Annotated in this window: 24 protein-coding genes and 1 tRNA gene; 14 read left to right on the top strand and 11 right to left on the bottom strand. The window is 70.2% G+C overall.

All coding sequences use genetic code 11. The annotated features are described in order from the left end of the window. Positions 1-131: 131 nt before the first annotated feature. The 8 genes from AB0B58_RS35745 to AB0B58_RS35710 are packed head-to-tail and all read left to right on the top strand — an operon-like array spanning position 132 to position 5,421. Positions 132-431, top strand: a complete 300-nt coding sequence (locus AB0B58_RS35745) for a hypothetical protein (protein WP_360233350.1) — start codon at positions 132-134, stop codon at positions 429-431. Then, positions 428-826: an RRQRL motif-containing zinc-binding protein gene (locus AB0B58_RS35740; protein ID WP_360233347.1), complete on the top strand. Its 399-nt coding sequence runs from the start codon at positions 428-430 to the stop codon at positions 824-826. Before AB0B58_RS35745 ends, AB0B58_RS35740 begins: the two co-directional genes overlap by 4 nt. Beyond that, on the top strand, positions 823-1,113 hold the full coding sequence (locus AB0B58_RS35735) for a hypothetical protein (RefSeq protein WP_360233344.1): 291 nt from the start codon (positions 823-825) through the stop codon (positions 1,111-1,113). The genes AB0B58_RS35740 and AB0B58_RS35735 overlap by 4 nt, the downstream gene beginning before the upstream one ends. Beyond that, entirely contained in the window at positions 1,110-1,805 is a 696-nt protein-coding gene (locus AB0B58_RS35730) for a hypothetical protein (protein ID WP_360233341.1), read from the top strand. The genes AB0B58_RS35735 and AB0B58_RS35730 overlap by 4 nt, the downstream gene beginning before the upstream one ends. After that, the gene (locus tag AB0B58_RS35725) at positions 1,802-2,101 is read left to right on the top strand and encodes a hypothetical protein (RefSeq protein ID WP_360233338.1); all 300 of its coding nucleotides are present in this window, start codon (positions 1,802-1,804) and stop codon (positions 2,099-2,101) included. The genes AB0B58_RS35730 and AB0B58_RS35725 overlap by 4 nt, the downstream gene beginning before the upstream one ends. Further along, entirely contained in the window at positions 2,101-3,948 is a 1,848-nt protein-coding gene (locus tag AB0B58_RS35720) for a replication initiator (RefSeq protein WP_360233335.1), read from the top strand. The genes AB0B58_RS35725 and AB0B58_RS35720 overlap by 1 nt, the downstream gene beginning before the upstream one ends. Then, on the top strand, positions 3,902-4,177 hold the full coding sequence (locus tag AB0B58_RS35715; protein WP_360233332.1) for a helix-turn-helix domain-containing protein: 276 nt from the start codon (positions 3,902-3,904) through the stop codon (positions 4,175-4,177). Before AB0B58_RS35720 ends, AB0B58_RS35715 begins: the two co-directional genes overlap by 47 nt. Further along, complete coding sequence (locus AB0B58_RS35710; RefSeq protein WP_360233329.1) at positions 4,177-5,421, top strand: site-specific integrase; 1,245 nt, start codon at positions 4,177-4,179, stop codon at positions 5,419-5,421. The genes AB0B58_RS35715 and AB0B58_RS35710 overlap by 1 nt, the downstream gene beginning before the upstream one ends. A 73-nt stretch (positions 5,422-5,494) precedes the next feature. Here AB0B58_RS35710 and AB0B58_RS35705 read toward each other — a convergent pair. The 4 genes from AB0B58_RS35705 to AB0B58_RS35690 all read right to left on the bottom strand — a co-directional run bounded on the left by AB0B58_RS35705 (position 5,495) and on the right by AB0B58_RS35690 (position 9,007). Further along, positions 5,495-5,569, bottom strand: a tRNA-Val gene (locus AB0B58_RS35705). Positions 5,570-5,634: 65 nt separating this feature from the next. Further along, on the bottom strand, positions 5,635-6,099 hold the full coding sequence (locus AB0B58_RS35700; protein ID WP_360233326.1) for a peroxiredoxin: 465 nt from the start codon (positions 6,097-6,099) through the stop codon (positions 5,635-5,637). A gap of 85 nt (positions 6,100-6,184) precedes the next feature. Then, on the bottom strand, positions 6,185-6,616 hold the full coding sequence (locus AB0B58_RS35695; protein WP_360233323.1) for a DUF3052 domain-containing protein: 432 nt from the start codon (positions 6,614-6,616) through the stop codon (positions 6,185-6,187). A gap of 108 nt (positions 6,617-6,724) precedes the next feature. After that, positions 6,725-9,007, bottom strand: a complete 2,283-nt coding sequence (locus AB0B58_RS35690) for a thiamine pyrophosphate-dependent enzyme (RefSeq protein WP_360233320.1) — start codon at positions 9,005-9,007, stop codon at positions 6,725-6,727. A 276-nt stretch (positions 9,008-9,283) separates the two neighbouring features. On the opposite strand from AB0B58_RS35690, the gene AB0B58_RS35685 reads away from it, so the two are divergent. Together AB0B58_RS35685 and aceE are read left to right on the top strand one after the other, a co-directional pair. Next, positions 9,284-9,688, top strand: a complete 405-nt coding sequence (locus AB0B58_RS35685) for a YjbQ family protein (RefSeq protein WP_360233317.1) — start codon at positions 9,284-9,286, stop codon at positions 9,686-9,688. 149 nt (positions 9,689-9,837) lie between these two features. Continuing rightward, positions 9,838-12,576: a pyruvate dehydrogenase (acetyl-transferring), homodimeric type gene (gene aceE / locus AB0B58_RS35680; RefSeq protein ID WP_360233314.1), complete on the top strand. Its 2,739-nt coding sequence runs from the start codon at positions 9,838-9,840 to the stop codon at positions 12,574-12,576. A gap of 58 nt (positions 12,577-12,634) precedes the next feature. Here aceE and AB0B58_RS35675 read toward each other — a convergent pair whose 3' ends face one another. Further along, positions 12,635-12,988: a metalloregulator ArsR/SmtB family transcription factor gene (locus tag AB0B58_RS35675; protein ID WP_360233311.1), complete on the bottom strand. Its 354-nt coding sequence runs from the start codon at positions 12,986-12,988 to the stop codon at positions 12,635-12,637. Further along, positions 12,985-13,518 (bottom strand): dihydrofolate reductase family protein, encoded by a 534-nt coding sequence (locus AB0B58_RS35670; RefSeq protein ID WP_360233308.1) that lies wholly within the window; start codon positions 13,516-13,518, stop codon positions 12,985-12,987. The genes AB0B58_RS35675 and AB0B58_RS35670 overlap by 4 nt, the downstream gene beginning before the upstream one ends. A gap of 106 nt (positions 13,519-13,624) precedes the next feature. Between AB0B58_RS35670 and AB0B58_RS35665 the strand changes: the two genes are divergently transcribed. Continuing rightward, on the top strand, positions 13,625-14,284 hold the full coding sequence (locus AB0B58_RS35665; RefSeq protein ID WP_360233305.1) for a DNA glycosylase AlkZ-like family protein: 660 nt from the start codon (positions 13,625-13,627) through the stop codon (positions 14,282-14,284). A gap of 35 nt (positions 14,285-14,319) precedes the next feature. Further along, the gene (locus AB0B58_RS35660; protein ID WP_360233302.1) at positions 14,320-15,573 is read left to right on the top strand and encodes an MFS transporter; all 1,254 of its coding nucleotides are present in this window, start codon (positions 14,320-14,322) and stop codon (positions 15,571-15,573) included. Between the two features lie 24 nt (positions 15,574-15,597). On the opposite strand, the gene AB0B58_RS35655 is transcribed toward AB0B58_RS35660, so the two are convergent. Next, a complete protein-coding gene (locus AB0B58_RS35655) occupies positions 15,598-16,962 on the bottom strand; it encodes a glycosyl hydrolase family 18 protein (protein ID WP_360233299.1) in 1,365 nt (454 codons plus the stop codon). Positions 16,963-17,110: 148 nt separating this feature from the next. Here AB0B58_RS35655 and gltX point away from each other — a divergent pair, with 148 nt between their 5' ends. Continuing rightward, a complete protein-coding gene (gltX, locus tag AB0B58_RS35650) occupies positions 17,111-18,520 on the top strand; it encodes a glutamate--tRNA ligase (RefSeq protein ID WP_360233297.1) in 1,410 nt (469 codons plus the stop codon). A 378-nt stretch (positions 18,521-18,898) separates the two neighbouring features. Next, positions 18,899-19,585, top strand: coding sequence for a hypothetical protein (locus AB0B58_RS35645; protein ID WP_360233294.1), 687 nt, complete (start codon positions 18,899-18,901; stop codon positions 19,583-19,585). Positions 19,586-19,606: 21 nt separating this feature from the next. On the opposite strand, the gene AB0B58_RS35640 is transcribed toward AB0B58_RS35645, so the two are convergent. From AB0B58_RS35640 to AB0B58_RS35625, 4 genes are all read right to left on the bottom strand, one after another. Further along, positions 19,607-20,371: a hypothetical protein gene (locus tag AB0B58_RS35640; protein ID WP_360233291.1), complete on the bottom strand. Its 765-nt coding sequence runs from the start codon at positions 20,369-20,371 to the stop codon at positions 19,607-19,609. Further along, positions 20,368-20,820, bottom strand: coding sequence for a sigma factor-like helix-turn-helix DNA-binding protein (locus AB0B58_RS35635; RefSeq protein WP_360233288.1), 453 nt, complete (start codon positions 20,818-20,820; stop codon positions 20,368-20,370). Before AB0B58_RS35635 ends, AB0B58_RS35640 begins: the two co-directional genes overlap by 4 nt. Positions 20,821-20,865: 45 nt before the next feature. Continuing rightward, on the bottom strand, positions 20,866-21,429 hold the full coding sequence (locus AB0B58_RS35630; RefSeq protein ID WP_360233285.1) for a TetR/AcrR family transcriptional regulator: 564 nt from the start codon (positions 21,427-21,429) through the stop codon (positions 20,866-20,868). A gap of 81 nt (positions 21,430-21,510) precedes the next feature. Further along, on the bottom strand, positions 21,511-21,729 hold the full coding sequence (locus AB0B58_RS35625) for a hypothetical protein (RefSeq protein WP_360233282.1): 219 nt from the start codon (positions 21,727-21,729) through the stop codon (positions 21,511-21,513). Positions 21,730-21,862: the final 133 nt, after the last annotated feature.

The following is a 21,862-nucleotide window of genomic DNA, read 5'->3' as shown; positions in this document are numbered from 1 at the left end:
GGCGGCTGGAACGACGACCACAACCGCACCGTCGAGGAGGTCGTCCAGGCGCTCACCGAAGCCGCCGACGACTGGGACAACGCCCACCCCACCGGGGGTGTCCGGTGAGCCTGGTCGACGTCAACCACACCTTGACAATCCAGCCGTCCGGCAACAGCCGGCCACCGCGTCCCCGCCGCCGCGACGTCGTCGAGAACGACGAATACGCCGCCTTCATCCGGCGCATCATCCGCGCCTACGCCCGACGTGTCGCCACCGGCGACGTCGAAGCGCTCACCGACATGGTCGGACTGTCCGCCGAACTCGACGACGCCATCGGCGACGCCGTCATCGGCCTGCGCGCTCACGGCTACTCCTGGGCCGAGATCGGCGACCGGCTCGGCATCTCCCGCCAGGCCGCCCAACAGCGCTGGGGCGGTGACCGGCGATGACCGACCTCGACGCCCTCACCGCCCGCACCGGCATCCGGGCCGAGTTCTACGACCCGCTCGGGACCCGCTACGGCTTTCCGACCTTCCCCTACCACTACGCCCCCGACAACCTGGCCACCCGGCGCCAACTCCGCGCCGACGGACTTCGGCCCGGCGGGCAACCCGTCGTCGCGCAAATGCTCTGGCGGCACCGCCGACAACGCCGCGTCGCCTACCTCTACCGCCGCGACCTCGCCGCACCCAAACGCACCGCCACCCCGCCGCAGCTTGCCGTGATCGCACGGATGCTGCTCGCCCGGCGGACCTGCCGCCACTGCGGCATCACCCGGTCCTACTACATCCCCCGCTCAACCGGCGCATGCCTGATCTGCGAACCCGGAGGCGGCCCCCGATGACCACACCAGTGCCCCACGACCAGGAAACCAACGCCGCCTGCCCCTGGTGCATCGACGGCTTCACCCCGATGGGCGTTCACCCCGATCTCGGACCGGTCTTCCGCATGTGCCCCACCGACGACTGGTGCGACGTCTGCGGCGACTACGGCCTGTTCCCGGCCGACTTCATGCCCCTCGACGAGCGCATCAACGCGCTCCTGCACAACGGCCTCGCCGCCGTCTGGTGCCCGAACTGCCTCGGCATCACCAGCGTCATCCCGCTGACCAACAACGGAGGCATCCGATGACCACCCTCAAATCCCGGACGGAGAAGGCCGAGGGCCTGGTCCTCGTCGCCATCCTCCTACTCGTCGCCGTCGCGGCCGGTGCCGCATCGTTCACCCACGTCCACGACTGGACGATGGACAACACCCCGACCGGCACACCCGACTGGTTCGGCTGGGCCAACGCCGTCATCTCCGAACTCGTCCCCGTCGCCGCCCTGCTCACCATCCGGCGACGCCGCCGCACCAACGGCCCAATCGGCTACCCCCTCACCCTGCTCATCGCCGCCGCCGGACTCTCCCTATCCGCGCAACTCGCGGTCGCCAAACCCGGCCCGTCCGGATGGCTGCTCTCCGCAGTGCCCGCCCTGGCGTTCATGGCCCTGGTCAAACTCGTCCTGGCCCCCGCCCACACCCCGACGCCGCCCGCCGTCACCACCGACGAAACAGCCGCCACCGAGGAAACGCCGGCCATTGCGGCACCGGCCGTCATCGACACCGCACCCCGGCCAGAGCCTCCCGCTCACCTCCTCTCGGTCGCCCGGTTCTCCGTCGTCCAGCACGAGCAGACCACCGGCCAGCCCATCACCGTCGACGAGCTCGCCGCCCGGATGAGCGTCACCCCGGCCATCGCCGGACAACTCCTCGCCACGGTCAAACCCGGCCACCACAACCAGATCAACGGCAACACACCCGTCCTCGGCGGTGTCCGATGACCTTCATCCACGTCGACGTTCACCACCGCACCCACACCTGCCCCGCCGACCCGGAACCCCACCCCTACGACACCTGGCGCCGCATCGTCGCCGTCGTCGACGGAGGCCCCTGCCGCACACCGGTGACCATCCGGTCCGGCGACACCACCGCCACCATCGCCTGTGGCCGTCACGAACCCGCCGCACGGCAGTGCCCGGCCTGCCGGGTCACCGTCATCGAGCACTCGGTCACCGCGACCTTCACCGGCCACCACGGCCCGCAGCACCCCACCACCCCGACCGGGGTTGCTGCCTGATGAGTTCGACGCTGGACCTCGCACCCCGGGAGCACTCTGCCCGGGGTACGGGATCGAACGCCGAACCCACCTGGACACCCCCCGCCCCAGCCTTGTCCGCTGCCGGGCAGGCCCTCGCCCGCGCGTCGCGGCCGGACTACTTCGACTGGCTCACCCATGTGCAGGCCGCCGCCGGGTGCACCCGACCGGTCCGCCTGTCCGGGACCCTCGACACGTTCAGCACCGCCGGGAACCTGCTCGACTCCCGGCACACCGACCAGCTCCCCGACGCCGCGATCTACAAGGCCTGCGGCACCCGACTCGCGTCGGTCTGCCCGTCCTGCGCCCGCACCTACCAGCGCGACGCGTTCCAGATCCTCCGCTCGTTCCTGATCGGCGGTAAAGGCATCCCCGCCACGGTGGCGAAGCACCCGGCCGTGTTCCCCACCTTCACCGCCCCTGGCTTCGGCACCGTGCACACCCGCGTCGTCCGTCATCACACCTGCACCAACCGCAAGCGTTGCGACTGCCGCTCGGAACCCTGCCACGCCCGCCGCGACACCCCCGGCCCGTGCGAGCACGGACGTCCGGTCGTCTGCTGGGCACGCCACCCCGGCGACGACCCCGCCCTGGGGCAGCCGCTGTGCCTGGACTGCTACGACCACGACCACCACGTCGTCTGGAACCTGTTCTCCACCGAACTGTGGCACCGCACCAAACAAGCCGCCGACCGCTACCTCGCCAAACTCTGCAAGGACCGCGGCCTACCCCCGGTCGCGAAAACCACCGCTACCGGCAAGGTCCGCAAGGTGGCACCGGCGCAGCTCACCCACGGCAAAGCCGCCGAGATGCAACGCCGCGCCGTCGTACACTTCCACGCCCTGGTCCGCCTCGACGGCGTACACCCCGACGACCCCGACGCCGTCCTCGTCCCCCCGGCCGGGGTCGACGTCGACGACATCATCGCCGCGTTCCAACACGCCGTCAGATCCATCTCGTTCACCACACCGGCACACCCCGACCGGCCCCAAGGCTGGGAAATCCGGTGGGGCGACCCCGACAAAGGCTTCGACATCCAGCCGCTCACCCTCACCGGGGACGGCAGCATCACCGACGACATGATCGGCGAACAGATCGCCTCGCAAAAGGCCGGCTACCTCGCGAAGTACACCACCAAGAGCACCGAGGCCACCGGCTTCTCCTCCACCCGCCTCGACGCCGACACCATCGGCGACCGCGCCAACGCCGGAGGCGACCACATCGCCCGGCTCCTCGCCGCCTGCTGGCGCCTCGGCCGCGATCCGGAGACTCACCGGACCGGTCAGGGTGGCGGCCTACGCGCCTACCGCGGCTTCACCGGACCGCTCGGCGGCCCCTTCGTCGAGCCGTGGGATTGCCCGGACTGCGGCACCCACACCCGCTACCGCGCCTGCCCCGTCTGCGTCGCTGAACGTCAAGCCAGCCTTGACACCAAACCGGCCAACGCCGCCGGGTCCACCAACCCGTATGCGCGGCTGCGTCGATGGGCACACCGGTTCGGCTTCGCCGGGCACTTCCTCACCAAGACCCGCCGCCGCGTCGTCCGCTTCGCCACCCTGCGCGAGACCCGGATCGTCTACCGCCGGACCGAAGACCAGGACCAGGGCGTCACCGACCCCGGCACCGTCCGCGCGGTCGACCACCCGGACGAGACGACGCTGATCGTCGGCACCTTGTCCTTCGCCGGAGTCGGCTGGCACAACAACGGCGACGCCCTGCTCGCCAACACCGCCGCAGCCATGGCCCGCGCCCGACAAGAGATGGCCAGTGAAGAGCTGGCCCATGAGATTGGATCATCCGCGCCGTGGAGCATTCCGGCGGCAGCATAATCCTTCACTTGTCGACGCACGGAAGGGCACAGCATTGGTCACCACATCCGACACCTCGCCGCGCGTCTTACGCGTGGAGGAGGCTGCACGAGAGCTTCGCATCGGACGCTCCCTTGTCTACGACCTGATTCGCACCGGACGCCTTCGATCGTTTAAGGTCGGCAGTCGGCGGCTCATTCCGGTGGCCGCCATAGAGGAAACCATCGCCATTCTCAGCGAGGAGGAATGATGGCCCGGGAACCAACCGGCCCCAGGAGATCATCTGGACGAAAGAATGCCAACGGAGAGGGGTCCATATACCAACGGCAGAGTGATGGCCGCTGGGTCGGCCAGGCCTACGCCCTGACGACCGAGGGCACGCGCAAGCGCAAGTACGTCTACGGCGACACCTGGGAGGAGGCGCACAGCAAGCTGGTCGAACTGAAGTCGCGCACTCAGCGCGGCATCCCGCTGCCAGATCGGGCGTGGAAGCTCAGAGAGTACCTGCCGTACTGGTTGCGCGTTTATGTGAGCTCGCTGAGGGCAACCACCGCGCGGGGCTATGAGAGCGCTGTCCGGCTGCACTTGATACCCGCACTCGGCACCAAGCGAATCGACTCACTGCAGGTTCAGCACGTCCGGGAATTCCTCGACGAGTTTCGCAACAAGTGCTTGTGCTGCACGAGTAAAGCCGACGCCAATCGTCCCACTCCCCGGCAGTGCTGCTCAGTCGGTAAGTGCTGCAAGCAATATCCGAAGGCTCGTCAGATTCAATATGTGCATGGTGTTCTGAGGAATGCGCTCCATCAGGCCATTCGAGAAGAACTCATCTCGCGCAATGTCGCCACTCTGGTACGCGTCCCGTCGCCTCGATACCGGATCGGCAAGGGATTGTCAGTGGAGCAGGTCCGGGCCATTCTCAAGGCCGCCGAGGACCATCGACTTTATCCGCTCTATGTGGTGGCCGCGACCATGGGATTACGTCGTGGCGAACTACTCGGCATGCGCTGGAGCGATCTCGACTTGGACACCGGAACGCTCACCATCGAGCAGACCGTGCAACGTGTCGGCGGGAAGCTGATCCTCTCGGATGCCAAGACGGAAGACTCGGAGGCCCCTCTCCCTCTGCCCGAGTGGACCTGGCTGGTCCTGCTCGAACATCAGGAGGCGCAGCAGACCGAGCGAGAACGGCTCTCGGCCGTCTGGCAGGAGCACGGGCTCGTCTTCCCCTCCGGGCTCGGCACGCCGATGGAACCGCGCAATCTCAATCGGCACTTCAGCGCCACACGGGAAAGGGCCGGCCTTCCGACCGTGCGGCTGCATGACATGCGTCACACGGTGGTGTCGATGCTGATGGAGTTGGGCGTGCCGCCGCACGTCGTCCAGGCGATTGCTCGACATGCCGATGTGAAACTAACCCTGAAGGTCTACGCGCACACGAACCTGGACGCCATGCGTCAGGCGCTGGGCAAGCTCGACGGGCGGCTGTCGTGAACGTCGTTGCTGTCAGCGTTGCTGTCAGCAGCCACTCGTCGATCTTGGCGATTCGTTGCGGTCCTGGTCAGGATGGTGGGCGCGGCAGGTTTCGAACCTGCGACCCCTCGCTTGTAAGGCGAGTGCTCTCCCGCTGAGCTACGCGCCCGGTTCGGTGGCAACCGGAGTGGTCATCCTACCGTGCCCCGCCGCGTCGGCTCGCGGCGCCGGAGGTCAGAAAATGATCTCTGACAGAGTGTCGCGCCAGCTCTTCTGATCCCGGGCCTCGCCGGGGCCCTGCATGTGGGCATATCGGACCACACCCTGCTTGTCGATCACGAAGGTGCCCCGGTTGGCGAAGCCCGCCTCGGTGTGGAAGACCCCGTACGCCTGCGCCACCTCGCCGTGCGGCCAGAAGTCCGCCAGCAGGGGGAAGTCGAAGCCCTCGCGGTCCGCCCAGACCTTGTGGCTGTACACCGAGTCGACGCTCACCGTCAGCACCTGGACGTGCTCGTTGGCGTACTCGGAGAGGTTGTCGCGGATCTCCGCCAGCTCGCCCTGGCAGGTGCCGGTGAAGGCCAGCGGGTAGAAGACCAGCAGGACCGCCTTGCGGCCCTTGAAGTCGGCGAGGCGGACCTCCTGGTTGTTCTGGTCCTTCAGGGTGAAGTCCGGCGCCTGGGCTCCCACATTGATCGACACCAGCCCACCCTAGCCTCGCGGACCCTCGCGCACGTCGAATGGCCGGTCACCCGTCGCTGGGGTGCCGGCCGGAACAGCGCCGAAGCTACTTCTTCTTGGCGCCGCGGGGTGAGACCAGCCTCGCGGCCGTCCAGTCCTGGCCCGCGTTCACCGTGGAGGTCTGCTGAAGGCCGGCGGTCGGCGCGGACTCGCTGACTTCACTCGGCTCGACGTGGCCTTCGCGGCCGGCCTTCGGGGTCAGCAGCCACACCACTCCGGTGTCGGCCAGCGGCCCCAAAGCATCGGTGAGCAGCTCGAAGAGGTCACCGTCGCCGTCGCGATACCAGAGCAGTACCGCGTCGACCACCTCGTCGGTGTCCTCGTCGACCAACTCGCCACAACGTTCGGCCAGGGCGTCACGGAGGTCTTCGTCGACATCGTCGTCGTAGCCCATCTCCATGACCACCATGCCCGGTTCGATCCCGAACCGGTCCGCCGGGCTACGTACGCCGTCGGCCTGACCAGCGGTCGCGCTCACTGTCGAATGCCTCCTTGTTCCGTGGTGGGGCCGGAATGCCGACCCCGGTCTGGGTAGTCCACACAGTTGCGGCGCTGCGCGCAAGTGGCGCACCGAGTGTGTGGCAATTTACCGCGCCAGCAGGGCATGGGCACCCTGTGTGATGGCATCTTCCCCGATCAGGACATGTTGCGCTGCCGGACCCAGCGGAACAAGGGAGTCCGCGGACGCGATCCGGCGGGCCGCGCCCACGAATCCGCCGTCCACCAGGGCCGCCAGGATGCCCTCGCCGACGCCACCGGAGCGCCGGGTCTCGTCCACGATCAGGACCCGGCCGGTCGCCGAGGCCTCCCTGACCAGGTCGGCCGCCGGCAGCGGCGACAACCAGCGCAGGTCCACGACCCTGGAGCCGTATCCCTGCGCCGCCAGCCGGGCCGCGACCCGCAGCGACATCCGTACGCCGTTGCCGAAGGTCAGGATCGTCAGGTCGTCCGCCGAACCCACCGGGTAGGTCCGTGCCCGGCCGATCGGCATGTGGCCGCCCGGCCAGTCACCCGGACCCGCGTACGGCGCCAGCCACTCGTTGTCGCCCTGCTCGTACAGGTCGCGGGTGTGGTAGAGCGCGATCGGCTCGAGGAAGACGCAGACGCTGCCGTCCACCGCCGCGGCGGCCAGGCAGGAGCGCAGCATCGCGGCCGCGTCCGCGGGGCGGGCCGGCACCGCGAGCACCAGGCCCGGTATGTCGCGCAGCACCGCCACCGAGTTGTCGTTGTGGAAGTGCCCGCCGAAGCTCTGCTGGTAGGCCAGGCCCGCGACCCGGACGACCATCGGGTTGCGGAACGCGCCCCTGGAGAAGAACCCCATGGTGGCCGCCTCGCCGCGCAGCTGGTCCTCGGCGTTGTGCAGGTACGCCAGGTACTGGATCTCCGGGATCGGCAGCAGCCCGGCCAGGCCGGTACCCAGGGCGAGGCCGAGGATGGACGTCTCGTCCAGCAGGGTGTCGAAGACCCGGTCGGCGCCGAACCGGTCGTGCAGGTTCTTCGTGACGCCGTACACGCCGCCCTTGACGGCCACGTCCTCGCCGAACAGGATCGCGCCGGGCTCGGACAGCAGGGCGTCGGTGAGGGTGGCGTTGATGGTCTGGGCGAGGGTGAGCGGGCCGCCGTGCTCCGGCAGCCGGCCGCCGAAGGCCTGCAACCGGGCGGCGGCGCCCGGCCCGGCGGCCCGGTCGGCGGCGTCGGCGACGCCGCGGGCCGCGCGCAGCGGGCGGCGCGGCGCCAGCGGCGCGACGATCTCGCCCGCGGTGGCGAGTTTCGCCTCGCCCAGCACCTCCTCGGCGACCTTGCGGACCTGCCAGCCGACCTCGTCGTAGCGGGCGATCAGCTCCTCCGGGGTCGCGGAACCGCTCTCGACGAGCAGCCGCGCGGTGCCGGCGAGCGGGTCGCGCGCCAGATCGCGGGCGATGTCCTCGGCGGGCCGGTACGCGATCTCGGCGTCCGCGCCCGCGTGACCCATGAGCCGGACCATCGTCAGGTGCAGCACGGCCGGGCGGCGCTGCTCACGGACCCAGTCGACGGCCTCGCGGGCGGCGTCGTAGGTGGCGGCCACGTCGCAGCCGTCCGCCGCGAGGTATCGGATGCCGGGCCGGGCGCGCAGTGTCGCCGCGGTCCAGCCTTCGGGCGACGGCACGCTGATGCCGTACCCGTTGTCCTCGCAGATCAGCAGCAGGGGGAGCCGCTGGCCGCGGTGGTCGTACCACCCGGCCGCGTTGAAGGCGGCGGTCGCGCTGGCGTGGTTGACCGAGGCGTCGCCGAAGGAGGCGACCGCCAGGGCGTCGTCCGGCCAGGGCGCCTGCGGGTTGCGGGCGATGCCGAAGGCGAGGCCGACGGCCCGGGGCAGGTGCGAGGCGATCGTCGAGGTGGTCGGTATGACCTGCAGGTCCGCGCGGCCGAAGACCTTGTGCCGGCCGCCGGCGATCGGCTCGGCGGCCGAGGCCACCACCCCCCGCAGGACGTCGCGCGCGGCCTCGACCAGCGGGTCCTTGTCGGACTCCGCGTCGCCTTCCAGGCCGGCCTGGAAGGCGCGGACACAGTAGAACGCGCCGGAACGGTAGTGCAGCAGCGCCGGGTCGTCGGGGCGCAACGCGGCGGCGACGGCCGCGTTTCCCTCGTGGCCGGACGAGCCGATCGTGTAGAAGCCCTCGTTGAAGCTGCGCAGCCAGCGCGCGGCGAGGTCGAGGTGGCGGCTGGCGAGCTGTGCGTCGAAGAGTTCCCGGGCCTGGACCCCGGTCAGGGCGGAGCCGTCACGGACCGGTTCGTCGGGCGTTCGCCGCTGCTCGCCCGGCTGCAGGGCCGAGACGGCGTCGCGGAAGCGCTCGTCGAGGTTTTGCGGGGTGGTCACGCGACCCAGCATTGCCGACGGTGGCCGGCACCGCCACCGCGCGTGGTGCCATCGGGGTCGGTGGCGGCGGCGCCGTTCGGCGCTTCACCCGAAAGACCGCATCGCCGGTGGGGGTGAGGGTGTGCCGGAAACGCCGCGGGCCGGCCGCCCCGGTGGTGGAGTCGGCGGTATGACGGTGGTCGGTCGGGTCGCGCAGTGCGGCTGCTGGTTTCTCTTCCTCGGCGTGTCCTTCCTCGTGCTGGACCTCTTCACGTAGCGGCGCACCCGCGGATGGCAGACTTTGCCGTCATGGACACCACCGTGATCACCGTGCGGACCGGAGACCGGCCTACCGTCCGGGACATCACGGGCGAGGCCGAGCGGTTCGTCAGTGGGCGCGGCGACGGCCTGCTGCACGTCTTCGTGCCGCATGCCACGGCGGGGCTCGCCATCATCGAGACCGGTGCCGGATCGGACGAGGACCTGCTGACGGCCATCGACAGCCTGCTTCCCGCCGAGGACCGGTGGCGGCACCGGCACGGTTCCCGGGGGCACGGCCGTGATCATGTGCTGCCCGCCTGGATCCCGCCGTACGCCTCACTCCCAGTCATCGGCGGGCGCATCGCCCTCGGTACCTGGCAGTCGATCTGTCTCGTCGATCCCAACGGCGACAACCCGCAGCGGCAGGTCCGCTTCAGCTTTCTCGCCGGCTGACGCGAAGTTACTGGTCAGTACCTGTGTCGAGCGTCGCGTACGAGCGCGGTAGGCGTGACGACAGCCACCGGCAGGGGGCAGGATGGACCTATTCCCCGTGCGGTTCACACGATGAGCGCACGGCCCGACACCGACTTTGAGGAATGCCTGTGGCCACGGAACGCAAGCGCCCGGTGATCAGCGACGGCCTGCCGAGCCAGCTTCCGGACATCGACCCCGAGGAAACCAGCGAGTGGGTCGAGTCGCTCGACGGAGTCATCGACGACGGCGGCGCCAAGCGCGCACGCTACGTGATGTTGCGACTGCTCGAACGGGCCCGGGAGCGACAGGTGGGCGTACCGCCCCTGACCTCCACGGACTACATCAACACGATCTCGCCCGAGCGCGAGCCTTGGTTCCCCGGTGACGAGTTCGTCGAGCGGCGCATCCGGGCATACATCCGGTGGAACGCCGCGATGCTGGTGCACCGCGCCCAGCGGCCCGAGATCGGCGTCGGCGGCCACATCTCCACCTACGCGTCGTCCGCCAGCCTCTACGAGGTGGGCATGAACCACTTCTTCCGCGGCAAGGAGCACCCCGGCGGCGGCGACCACATCTTCTTCCAGGGCCACGCCTCCCCCGGCATGTACGCCCGCGCGTTCCTCGAGGGCCGGCTCAGCGAGCACGACCTGGACGGCTTCCGTCAGGAGTTGTCGCACGCGGGCGGCGGGCTGCCGTCCTACCCGCACCCCCGGCTGATGAACAACTTCTGGGAGTTCCCGACGGTCAGCATGGGCCTCGGCCCGCTGAACGCGATCTACCAGGCCCGCTACAACCGCTACCTGCACAACCGCGGCATCAAGGACACCAGCGAGCAGCACGTCTGGGCCTTCCTCGGCGACGGCGAGATGGACGAGGTCGAGTCGCTCGGCGCGATCGGCCTGGCGGCCCGCGAGGAGCTCGACAACCTGACCTTCGTGATCAACTGCAACCTGCAGCGCCTCGACGGCCCGGTACGCGGCAACGGCAAGGTCATCCAGGAGCTGGAGGCGTTCTTCCGCGGCGCCGGCTGGAACGTGATCAAGGTGGTCTGGGGCCGCGAGTGGGACCCGCTGCTCGCCGCCGACAGCGACGGCGCCCTGGTCAACCTGATGAATGTCACGCCCGACGGCGACTACCAGACATACAAGGGCGAATCAGGCGCATACGTGCGGGAGAACTTCTTCGGCCGGGACCCGCGCACCCGCAAGCTGGTCGAGGGCATGACCGACGACCAGATCTGGAACCTCAAGCGCGGCGGCCACGACTACAAGAAGCTGTACGCGGCCTACAAGGCGGCAACCGAGCACACCGGCCAGCCCACCGTGATCCTCGCCAAAACGATCAAGGGCTGGACCCTCGGCTCGCACTTCGAGGCCCGCAACGCCACGCACCAGATGAAGAAGCTGACCCTGGACGACCTCAAGCAGTTCCGGGACCGGCTCTACCTGGACATCCCGGACTCGAAGCTCGAGGAGAACCCCTACCTGCCGCCGTACTTCCACCCCGGTGAGAAGTCCGACGAGCTGCAGTACATGCTCGATCGCCGCAAGGAACTCGGCGGCTTCGTGCCGAGCCGGCGCACCAAGCACAAGTCGCTGGCGATCCCGGACCCGAAGACCTTCGGCGACGTGAAGCGCGGCTCGGGCAAGCAGAAGGTCGCCACCACCATGGCCTTCGTCCGGCTGCTCAAGGACCTGATGCGCGACAAGGAGTTCGGGGCCCGCTGGGTGCCGATCATCCCGGACGAGGCGCGCACGTTCGGCATGGACTCGCTCTTCCCGACGAAGAAGATCTACTCACCGCACGGCCAGACGTACACGTCGGTCGACCGGGAGCTCTTCCTCTCCTACAAGGAAGCGACGAACGGCCAGATCCTGCACGAGGGCATCAACGAGGCCGGCTCGACCGCGAGCTTCATCGCGGCCGGCACCTCGTATGCGACGCACGACGAGCCGATGATCCCGCTGTACATCTTCTACTCGATGTTCGGCTTCCAGCGCACCGCCGACGAGCTGTGGGCGGCCGCGGACCAGATGACCCGCGGCTTCCTGCTCGGCGCGACCGCCGGGCGGACCACGCTCAACGGTGAGGGCCTGCAGCACGAGGACGGGCACTCGCTGCTGATCGCGGCGACGAACCCGGCCGTGGTGGCCTACGACCCGGCGTTCGCGTTCGAGATCGCGCACATCGTCGAGAACGGCCTGCACCGGATGTACGGCGAGCACCAGGAGAACGTCTTCTACTACCTGACGATCTACAACGAGCCGATCCTGCAGCCGGCCGAGCCGTCCGGGGTCGACGTCGAGGGCCTGCTCAAGGGCATCTACCGGTACGCACCGGCGCCGGAGGCGTCCGGCCCAAAGGCGCAGATCCTGGCGTCCGGCACCGGCATGCAGTGGGCCCTCAAGGCGCAGCAGCTGCTGGCACAGGACTGGGGTGTCGCCGCGGACGTGTGGTCGGTGACGTCCTGGACGGAGCTGCGGCGCGACGCCATCGCGACCGAGGAGCACAACCTGCTCAACCCGGGCGACCAGCCGCGCAAGCCGTACATCCAGACCAAGCTGGAGGGCACCGAGGGCCCGGCCGTCGCGGTCAGCGACTGGATGCGGGCGGTGCCCGACCTGATCAGCCGCTGGGTGCCGAACGACTACACGTCGCTGGGCACGGACGGCTTCGGCATGAGCGACACCCGGCACGCGCTGCGCCGCCACTTCCACGTGGACGCGGAGTCGGTCACGGTGGCCACGCTGCGCCAGCTGGCGCTGCGCGGCAAGGTGCCCACGCACGTCCCGGCGGAGGCCGCGAAGAAGTACGCGATCGACGACGTCAACGCCGCACCGGTCGGCGAGACCGGCGGCGACAGCTGATCGACGGCCGAGGAGAGGGGAGCCCCGTGGGCTCCCCTCTTCCGCGTTCGGTGCCGGCTCATCCCGGTCCCGGGTCCGCGTCCTCCATCAGCCGCCTGAGGTGGGTGTCGAGCCTGTCGAAGCTGGACTCCCAGAATCGCCGGTAGCGCTCGACCCACTCGGAAGCCTCGCGTAGCGATCCGGCCTCCAGCCGGCAGGGCCGCCACTGCGCCTCGCGCCCGCGGGAGATCAGGCCCGCGCGTTCCAGCACCTTGAGATGCTTGGAGACCGCCGGCAGCGTCATCGCGAACGGCTCGGCGAGCTCGTTGACCGTCGCCTCGCCCTCGGCGAGGCGGGCCAGGATCGAACGCCGGGTCGGATCCGCCAGCGCCCCGAAGACGACGCTCAACCGGTCGACACCGCCAACGCTCATGCCGGTACGTAGGTGATGACCTCGACGCCGGTCTTGGTGGTGAAGGAGTCGGTCAGCTTCAGGGCCACCTTGGTGCCGTCGTCCCACAGCCTGCGGCCCTCGCCGACGACGACCGGGTAGACCATGATGCGGTACTCGTCGATGAGGTTGTGCCGGGTCAGCAGGTTCACCAGGCTGGCGCTGCCGTTGATCATCAGGGTGCCGGGCCCGGCCTTGAGCCTCGTGACCGCCTCGACGACGTCGCCCTGGATGAACTCGGCGTTCCACTCCGGCTCGGTGAGCGTGGTGGTCGCCACCTGCTTGCCCATGCCGTTCATCTTCTTGCCGAAGTCGCCCGTCTCCGCCTCCATCTGCGGCCAGGCCTCCTTGAAGCCCTCGTAGGTCTTGCGGCCCAGCAGCAGCGCATCGGCCTCCTCGAGGTTCGCGGCCTGCCAGCCGGCGAGCTCGTCGTTGAAGTACGGCCCGCTCCAGGCCGGCTCCTCGAAGACGCCGTCGAGGGTCACGTACTCCACCGCGTAGATCTTGCCCATCGTCTCCGCCCTCCTGTATTTTACCTTCTGGTTAATTAGCTAGTTGGTAAATTACCCATGCGCCCCTCGCCCGTCAAGGCGCGCACCGGTCCCGAGAGGAGCAACCGTGCGGATCGAGGACGTCCTGACGAGGGACGAACTGGCCGGCGCTGTCATCGACGCGACCGGGCACGAGGACCTGCGCGGGCCGCTGACCCAGGGCTTCGGTGCGATCCTCAAGCCGCTGGCCTTCCGGGGGCTGCTCTGCTCGGGGCCGCCGCGCGGGCGCAACGTGACCTTCGTGGCGCCGCGCGCCTGGCTGGGCGACTGGACGGAGGTGCCGGCCGACGAGGCGATCGACCGGCTCGCGTTCGGATGTCTGGATGCGTACGGGCCCGCCGAGCCCGCCGAGTTCGCGCGCTGGATCGACCTCCGGCCGCCGCTGGCGAAGCGGGCGTTCGCCCGGCTCGAGGCCCGGCTGCGGCCGGTGCCGGGCCTCGGATTCCGGCACGCGGACCCGGCACCGGCGACCGGTGGGGAGACCGTGCTCCTGCTGCCGGCGTTCGATCCGTACGTGGTGGGCAGCCTGCGGCAGCTCGACCGGGTGAGCACCGGGCCGAGGTCGGCGGTGTCCCGGCCGCAGGGCTGGATCTCACCGACGCTGGTGGTCAACGGCCGCATCGAGGGTGTCTGGAAACTCGTCGGCGACCACCCCACGGTCACGCCGTTCGGCGGGCTGCCCGCGAGCGTTCGCCGGGCCCTTCCCGAGGGGATCTCGATCCTCTAGGGTCCGAGGATCTTTCGCGTTCTCCCGGGGGTGCCATGAGCGTCACGCAGGGCACGCCGGCCGCGCTGGCCGAGCCGGTGGTGCCGGTCCGGCGCTCCTGGGTCGGCCTGCTCTTCGCCGCGAACCTCGGCCTCTGGATGGCGTTCTTCACGCCGGTGCAGGTGCTGCTGCCCGAGCAGATCACCGAGATCGGCGTCGTCGGTAAGGAGGCGGCGCTCGGCTGGGTCACCGCGCTGGGCGCGCTGGTCGCGATCATCGTCAACCCGGCGGCGGGCGCGCTATCCGACCGGACCCGGCTGCGGATCGGCGGACGGGCGTACGGGCGCCGGCACGTGTGGACGCTCGCCGGCGCCGCCATCTCGTGCCTGTCGCTGCTGGCCCTCTCCGGGCAGCAGCACATCGTGGGCGTGGCGCTCGGCTGGGCCGGCACCCAGGTCGGGCTCAACATGATGCTGGCCACGCTGACCGCCGCGGTGCCGGACCGGGTGCCGGTCGGCCAGCGCGGCGCGGTCTCCGGCTGGATCGGCATGCCGCAGGCGCTCGGCCTGGTGCTCGGCGCGGTGCTGTGCACGGCGGTCGTCACCGGCGTCGCGTCCGGCTACGTGGCGATGGCCCTGGTCCTGGTCGCGCTCGCGGTGCCGTTCGCGCTGCTGACGCCCGACGATCCGCTGCCGGTCGAGGCGAAACGGCCGCGCTCTCGGACGCCGCTCTGGCGGATCTTCCGCGAGAACCCCGATTTCGCCTGGGCCTGGGGTACCCGGTTCCTGGTCCAGCTCGGCAACGCGCTCGGCACGCTGTACCTGCTGTACTTCCTCACCGACCGGGTCAGGCTCGCCGACCCGGACGAGGGCCTGCTGATCATGATCCTGCTGTACACGCTCGGCATGGTGGCGACGGCGGTGGTCGGCGGGCGGCTGTCCGACCGGTCCGGGCGGCGCAAGATCTTCGTGGTCTGGTCCGGTGTGGTCATCGCGGTCGCCGCCCTGCTGCTGGCGATCTGGCCGACCTGGCCGGTGGCGCTCGTGGCCTCGGTGCTGCTGGGCGCCGGCTACGGGGTCTACCTGGCCGTGGACAACGCGCTCATCACCCAGGTGCTTCCGGCGGCGGTGGACCGGGCCAAGGACCTCGGGGTCATCAACATCGCGACGGCGGCGCCGCAGGTGCTGGGCCCGGCGATCGCGGCGCCGCTGGTCACCCACCTGGGCGGCTATCCGACGCTGTACGCGCTGACGGCGGCCGTGACGCTGCTCGGCGCGGTCATGGTGGTCCGCATCCGCGCGGTCCCCTAGCCGGGGACCGCACGGAGCACCCCGTTACGCGGGGAGGACCCAGCGCTGGTTGGCGCCGGCGAAGCAGTCCCAGAGCTGCAGGCGGGTGCCGTTCGCCGAGCTGTTGTTCGACGCGTCCAGGCACCGGCCGCTCGCCGGGTTGCGCAGCGTGCCGTTGCCCTGCGCCTGCCACTGCTGTGCGCCCGTGCCGTTGCAGTCGTAGAGCTGCACCAGCGAGCCGTTCGCCGTGCCCGCGGCCGCGACGTCCATGCACTTGCCCAGCGCGCGCAGCGTGCTGTCGGCGGCAACGGTCCAGGTCTGCGCGGCGGTGCCGTTGCAGTCGTAGAGCTGCACGGCGGTGCCGTTGGCCGACGAGGCCGAGGCGACGTCGACGCACTTGCCGGCGATGCCGGTGATCCGGCCGGTGCGCCCCGTGGGCGGGTTCGTCGGCGGCGTGCCGCCGGTCGCCGTCGTGTAGATCGCACTGACCAGCGAGTTCGCGCCGGTCGCGTCCTGGGAGAGCTCCCAGTTCATCATGCCGCCGGCGTTCGCCATCGCCCACTGTGTCTTGCGGCGGATCGTCGGCAGACCGTTGTAACACTCGTTGACGCCGCTGATCGTGGCGCAGTCCTGGTTGGCGAAGGCCGGGTTGGCGGCGACGATCTGTGCGTACGTCCGGTAGCCGGGCCGGCTGTAGAACGGCACGCCGAGCACCGCCTTCGCGGCCGGCAGGCCGCGGCCCTTCCAGAAGTTGACGCTCGCGATCGACCAGTCGTAGTTGGCGTGCGGGCTGCCGCCGTCGTAGGCCATGATGTTGAGCCAGTCGACCAGGCCGAAGACCGCCGGCTGCACGCCGTTCGCGGTGCCGCCCTCGGAGACGACCGCGGCGGTCAGCAGCTTGCCCTGGTTGTGCAGTGCCGTGCTGAGCTGCTGCATCAGGGCCGTGTAGTTGTTCGCGGAGGTGCCGGGGTCGGGGTATTCCCAGTCGATGTCGATGCCGTCCAGGTTGTACTGGCCGACCAGGCCCAGCACGGCGTTGACGAAGGTGGTGCGGGCGCCGGAGTTGCCGGCGAGCGCCTCGAACGCGGAGTCGTTCCCGTCGTTCCAGCCGCCGATCGCGAGCCCGACCTTGACGTTGTTCTGGTGGCCGAGCGAGACCAGCGACGTCAGCTTGCCCGGATCCGGCACCGCCTGCAGCGTGCCGTTGGAGTTTGGCAGCACGAACGCGTAGTTGATGTGGGTCAGCTTGCCGTACTGGATGCTGTTGACGCTGCCCGCCCACGACGGCTGGTAGCCGACGCTCTTGAAGTTGCCGGGCAGGACGGCGGCCTCGGAGCTGCCCTGGAAGGCGACCGTACTCGCGGCGGCCACGGTGACCGCGACCGCTGCTGCGGCCAGTTGTCGTTTCATGGGGGAACCTCTCTCTGTCCGGCGTGGGGGCGCCGTCGGGGATGACATCGAGCGTTCAAAGCTTAAGAAGCCTTACTAATAATCGTCAATATACGGCGTGATAAAAGGTCGCCGACAAAGACCTCGACGAGCGCCGTAGGCTGGCCTGGTGACAGTTCGCGTACGCTTCGCCCCTTCTCCGACCGGAATGTTCCACGTCGGCGGCGCCCGTTCGGCGCTGCAGAACTGGATCGTCGCCCAGCAGCTGGGTGGCGTCTTCGTCTTGCGCATCGAGGACACCGATGCCGCCCGAAACCGTCCCGAATGGACCGAGGGCATCATCTCGGCGCTCGACTGGATCGGCATCGAGCGCGGCACCTACGAGGGTCCCTACTACCAGTCGACGTACGCCGATGAACACACCGCCGCCGCGACCCGCCTCTATGCCGAGGGCCGCGCCTACTACTGCGGCTGCACCCGCGACGACGCGGTGGCCCGCTCGGGCAACAAGCACACCGGCTACGACGGCTTCTGCCGCGACCGGGGCCTCGGCCCCGGCGAGGGCCGGGCGCTGCGCTTCCGCACGCCCGACGAGGGCGAGACCGTGGTCCTCGACATGGTCCGCGGCGAGCCAACCTTCGAGAACAAGCTGATCGAGGACTTCGTCATCGCCCGCAGCGACGGCTCGGCCGTCTTCCTGCTGGCGAACGTCGTCGACGACATGACCATGGGCATCACCCACGTGATCCGTGCCGAGGAACACCTGCCCAACACCCCGAAGCAGCAGCTGCTGTGGGAGGCGCTCGGCGTCAAGCCGCCGGTCTGGGCGCACGTCCCGGTCATCGTCAACGAAAAGCGGCAGAAGCTCTCCAAGCGGCGCGACAAGGTGGCGCTGGAGTCCTACCGCGACGAGGGCTACCTCGCCGCCGCGATGCGCAACTACCTGATGCTGCTCGGCTGGGCGCCCTCCGGCGACCGCGAGATCGTGCCCTGGTCGGTCGTCGAGGAGGAGTTCAAGCTCTCGGAGGTCAGCCACTCACCCGCGTTCTTCGACGTGAAGAAGCTGCGGGCGTTCAACGGCGACTACATCCGCGCACTGGACGCCGAGGAGTTCGCCGCGGTGTGCGCGCCCTGGCTGGGCGGCACCGACACGATCCCCGCGCCGCCGTGGGACCCGTCGGCCTTCGACCCGACCGTGTTCGCCTCGGTCGCGCCGCTGGCGCAGACCCGCATCGCGGTGCTCAGCGAGATCGTCGAGTACGTCGACTTCCTCTTCCTCGACGAGCCCGTCTCCGACGAGCAGTCGTGGAACAAGGCGATGAAGGAAGGCGCCGCCGACATCCTCGACGCCGCCGCCGCGGCGTTCGCCGCGCAGCCGGAGTGGTCGGCCGAGCCGCTGAAGGCGGCCCTCGAGCGGGTCGGCGAGGAGCGCGGGCTCAAGCTGGGCAAGACCCAGGCACCGGTACGCGTCGCCACGACCGGACGCACCGTCGGCCTGCCGCTCTTCGAATCGCTCGAGGTACTGGGCCGGGAGCGGACGCTCGCCCGGCTCGCCACGGCCCGCGCCAAGCTGGGCTAGGTTCTCCGGTCGCCGGTTGTTTCGTGACCGTTTCGATACGCGCGCGCCCCGGGTCGGGGCGCGCGCGTACCGCACCAGGCAACCCCTTGACCAGGCCCGACCGTCCTACGGGGTATGAACGTCAGCAGCACGGGTGACCGGGCACGCCGGAACTTGCCATGCCTGGGTACTATTCGGCCGCTGATCAGCGACCGTCCTCGCCACCGAAACCGATCCCAGATAGCTCCAATTCGTCCCGGCCCGGGATGCGGCCGAGACCATCTGCGGCAAGGCTGTGATGACGGCCGTGCCGGCGCCGGCCCGAGCGAGCCGAGCCGACACGAGCAGCGCGCATGTTTACATCCACGGGGGCGGGGAGGCCGGACGGTGGTTCAAGGGGTGATCGCCCGATTTCTATCGGCGGCCGGTGTTCTGGCGGCGGGTGTCGCACTCAGCGTCGGGCTGGCTCCGGCCGCCGCGGTGCGGGCCGCCGTGCCCCCGCTCGCCGACTCGGCCGTGACCGCGCCCAAGGCGCCGGCCAAGCCCACGGCGGTGCAGATCGCCGGCGAGTTCCCCGGTGACAAGATCATCGTGCGGCAGGACGAGCGCGACGACCTGTTCAAGCGGCTGCTGAGCGAGGTCAACTGGCTGGCGAACACGCCGCCGACGACGTCGCGTCCGAAGGCCGACAAAATGGGCCCGAAGTTCGTCGTCACCGTCCTGGTCAAGGAGAAGGCCACCCAGGTTTACGACCTCTATCCCAACGCCGCCGGCGGGCCCCGGGCATACCGGCCGGCCAAGCAGCCGACCGGCAAGAAGCAGGCCGGCTGGTTCTACGGGCGACTGACCATGTCGGAGTCGCTGCGCCTGAGCGGGGTACCGCTGAAGGCGAAGCCGGACGTGGTCAGCGGCGGCATCGGCGGCGGCGTCGGCGAGGACGTCGCGGTCGACGAGATGGACCCGGTCGAGAACGTCAACCACGTCCTCGCCGACTTCCGCCGGCTGTTCCTGCTCAACACGGCGGTGCTGATCGTCATCCTGCTCGGCCTCGCCGGGATCGCCTACCTGATCCGCCGCCGGGTCTGACCCGGTTCCGCCCGATCGTCGTCAGTCGCTCGGGCGGACCGGGAACCTCAGGATCGGGCAGGCCGGGGCCGGGCGGTTGCACCGCTCCCCCACTCCGAAGGCGTCCGGCATGCGGGGGTCCGTCGCGGCCTGCGCCACCTCGGCCGCGGTCAGCGGCGGCTCGCCCGCCTCCGCGCTGCCGGTGCCGCGCTCGCCGGTGGCCATGACCGCCACCGTCCGGCCGTCCACCACCCGGCGGGCGATCGCCTGGTTCACCTGCCAGTCGACGTCGTCCGTCGCGGAGTAGCGGGCGTACTCGAAGCCCGCGGTGGTCTGGTCCGGCAGGGCGCAGGCGTCCGGGTCGGCGAGGACCGGCAGGCAGAGCCCGGCCTCCGCGTCGAAGATGGCCACCTCCACCATGCCGCGGGGCGCACCGGCAGCGTCCTGCACCGCGTACCGCCGCCAGCCGTCGCCCGAGGGCGGCTGACCCGGCACGATCCGGTAGCCCTTGGCGTCGATCAGGGGCGCCAGCACCGCCAGCACCGGATCGAGGACGTTCGACGGGCGCGGCTGGGGTACGGCCACCGCGGCGGTCGAGGGCGGCTTGGGGCCGGGCAGCAGGACCGTGGTGAGTGCGTACCCGAGCAGAATGATGATGATGACCGCCGCGACGCCGGCGAGGATCACGCCGCGGGCGCGGCGGTGGCGCAGCCGCTCGGCGCGCACGGCGATGTCGTCGGCGGCGTCGCCGGGAGGCGGCTCGCTCTCGCAGGCGCGCTGCAGAACCTCGGTCAGCAGCGCGCTCATCGCGCGCCGGCCGGGCGCGCTGCCGCGAGCAGCGACGCGAAGGCACCCAGCCCTTCGGCCTCGAGGGCCAGGACACGGCTGTCGTCGAGGTCGAGGGCGTCGGCGGTCTCGTCGATGGCCAGGCCGCAGAAGTGGCGCAGGACGAGCACCGCCCGGCAGCGCGGGGTGAGGCCGTGCAGCGCGTCGAGGACCAGCACGGTGTGCATGTCGTTGCCGGCCGCGCTGTCCTCGGGGGCGACGAAGACCCGCTTGCGGCGGCCGCGCTGCTTCTTGAAGCCGGCCATCAGGTCCGCGTACACCCAGAGGTCCGGGTCCCCGACGTCGGTCTCGTTGAGGAAGCGGGCCAGCGTGGTCCGGGCGAGGTCGTCGGCCATCGCCCAGTCACCACACATCAGGAACGCCGCGCGGCGCAGATGGACGTAGCGCTGGGTAACGTACCCGTCGGACATATCTCTTTATAGGCCACTACTGCTGGCGGTCGTCGCGGAACCGCCTCAGCCGACGCCAACGGTGACCTCCACCAGCCGGACCAGGTCGTCGAGATCCGCGTCGAACTCGGCGGCGGCGTCGTCGTGCCCGGCGGCGTCGTCGGCGGGCAGGCCCCCGGTCACCTCGCCGACGGTGTACCCGAGCAGGAACGCGCAGATCATCCGGGTCAGCCGCGGCACCTGCCCGGCGGGCACGCCCGCGTCGTGCAGGCAGCCCCGCAGGGCGGCGGCCAGCCACGACGCCGAGGCGCCGGCGGAGGGCCGGCTCAGCAGCAGCGGGTACGCGCCGGGATGCGCGCGGGAGAGCGCCCGTACCGCCCGGCCCAGGGCCCGCAGCCGCTGGCGCCAGTCGATACCGGCCGGGTCCTCGCCGTACTCGCTGCCGAGTTCCAGGTGCAGCAGGTCGACCAGCCCGTCGAGCAGAGCGTCCTTGCCGCCGACGTACGGATAGAGCGCCATCGAGGTGAGCCCGACCCGTTCCGCGACGGCGCGCATGGACATGGCGCCGAGCCCTTGTTCGTCGACGAGAGCCAGGGCCTGGTCGAGAATGAGCCGTCTCTTGTCGTCCACCCGTTCACGGTGTCGGGATGGGGGCGCCGACGTCACGGAACGCGCGCGCCACACCGCAATCAGTCACTCAACCGAGTGAGATCAGCACCAGCGGCCCGGGGGGCGGCCGCGGCCCGCGGCGCGCCGGCGCGGGCGTACCGCGCCGTGCAGGTGTGCACCGGCCCAGCCGCGAAGCTCGGTGCGGCAGCCGACCCGGTGGGGGACGTCGCCGGCCGGTTCGTCGGCGAGTGGGGTGAGCGACTCCTCGGCGGCCACCTGCTCCGCGTCGGCGCACAGTTGGCCGTCCTCGCGCTCCGTCATCACTGCCTCCTTCCCTGCCGGTCTTTGGTACCCGGTCTCATCGGCACCTCGGCGCCCCGTATTACCCCCCGGCGCGGGCGGATACCGGGGCGCTAGGACGACACACTGCCAGGTCACCGACCGAAATCGCCGA

Origin of the sequence: Actinoplanes sp. NPDC049118 (genome assembly GCF_040648555.1) — a bacterium.
Classification (GTDB): Bacteria; Actinomycetota; Actinomycetes; order Mycobacteriales; family Micromonosporaceae; genus Actinoplanes.
The sequence above is the reverse complement of the archived record's forward strand: the minus strand, read 5'-3'. Positions and strand labels throughout refer to the sequence as shown.

Coding starts and splice junctions, on each gene's coding strand:
- AB0B58_RS35635 (WP_360233288.1), bottom strand. CDS start 20,820: ATGTCCGACGGGTACGTTACCCAGCGCTACGTCCATCTGCGCCGCGCG.
- AB0B58_RS35655 (WP_360233299.1), bottom strand. CDS start 16,962: ATGAAACGACAACTGGCCGCAGCAGCGGTCGCGGTCACCGTGGCCGCC.
- AB0B58_RS35685 (WP_360233317.1), top strand. CDS start 9,284: ATGGACACCACCGTGATCACCGTGCGGACCGGAGACCGGCCTACCGTC.
- AB0B58_RS35720 (WP_360233335.1), top strand. CDS start 2,101: ATGAGTTCGACGCTGGACCTCGCACCCCGGGAGCACTCTGCCCGGGGT.
- AB0B58_RS35740 (WP_360233347.1), top strand. CDS start 428: ATGACCGACCTCGACGCCCTCACCGCCCGCACCGGCATCCGGGCCGAG.
- AB0B58_RS35735 (WP_360233344.1), top strand. CDS start 823: ATGACCACACCAGTGCCCCACGACCAGGAAACCAACGCCGCCTGCCCC.
- AB0B58_RS35690 (WP_360233320.1), bottom strand. CDS start 9,007: ATGCTGGGTCGCGTGACCACCCCGCAAAACCTCGACGAGCGCTTCCGC.
- AB0B58_RS35660 (WP_360233302.1), top strand. CDS start 14,320: ATGAGCGTCACGCAGGGCACGCCGGCCGCGCTGGCCGAGCCGGTGGTG.
- AB0B58_RS35670 (WP_360233308.1), bottom strand. CDS start 13,518: ATGGGCAAGATCTACGCGGTGGAGTACGTGACCCTCGACGGCGTCTTC.
- AB0B58_RS35675 (WP_360233311.1), bottom strand. CDS start 12,988: ATGAGCGTTGGCGGTGTCGACCGGTTGAGCGTCGTCTTCGGGGCGCTG.
- AB0B58_RS35730 (WP_360233341.1), top strand. CDS start 1,110: ATGACCACCCTCAAATCCCGGACGGAGAAGGCCGAGGGCCTGGTCCTC.
- AB0B58_RS35625 (WP_360233282.1), bottom strand. CDS start 21,729: ATGACGGAGCGCGAGGACGGCCAACTGTGCGCCGACGCGGAGCAGGTG.
- AB0B58_RS35715 (WP_360233332.1), top strand. CDS start 3,902: ATGAGATTGGATCATCCGCGCCGTGGAGCATTCCGGCGGCAGCATAAT.
- AB0B58_RS35710 (WP_360233329.1), top strand. CDS start 4,177: ATGGCCCGGGAACCAACCGGCCCCAGGAGATCATCTGGACGAAAGAAT.
- AB0B58_RS35640 (WP_360233291.1), bottom strand. CDS start 20,371: ATGAGCGCGCTGCTGACCGAGGTTCTGCAGCGCGCCTGCGAGAGCGAG.
- AB0B58_RS35725 (WP_360233338.1), top strand. CDS start 1,802: ATGACCTTCATCCACGTCGACGTTCACCACCGCACCCACACCTGCCCC.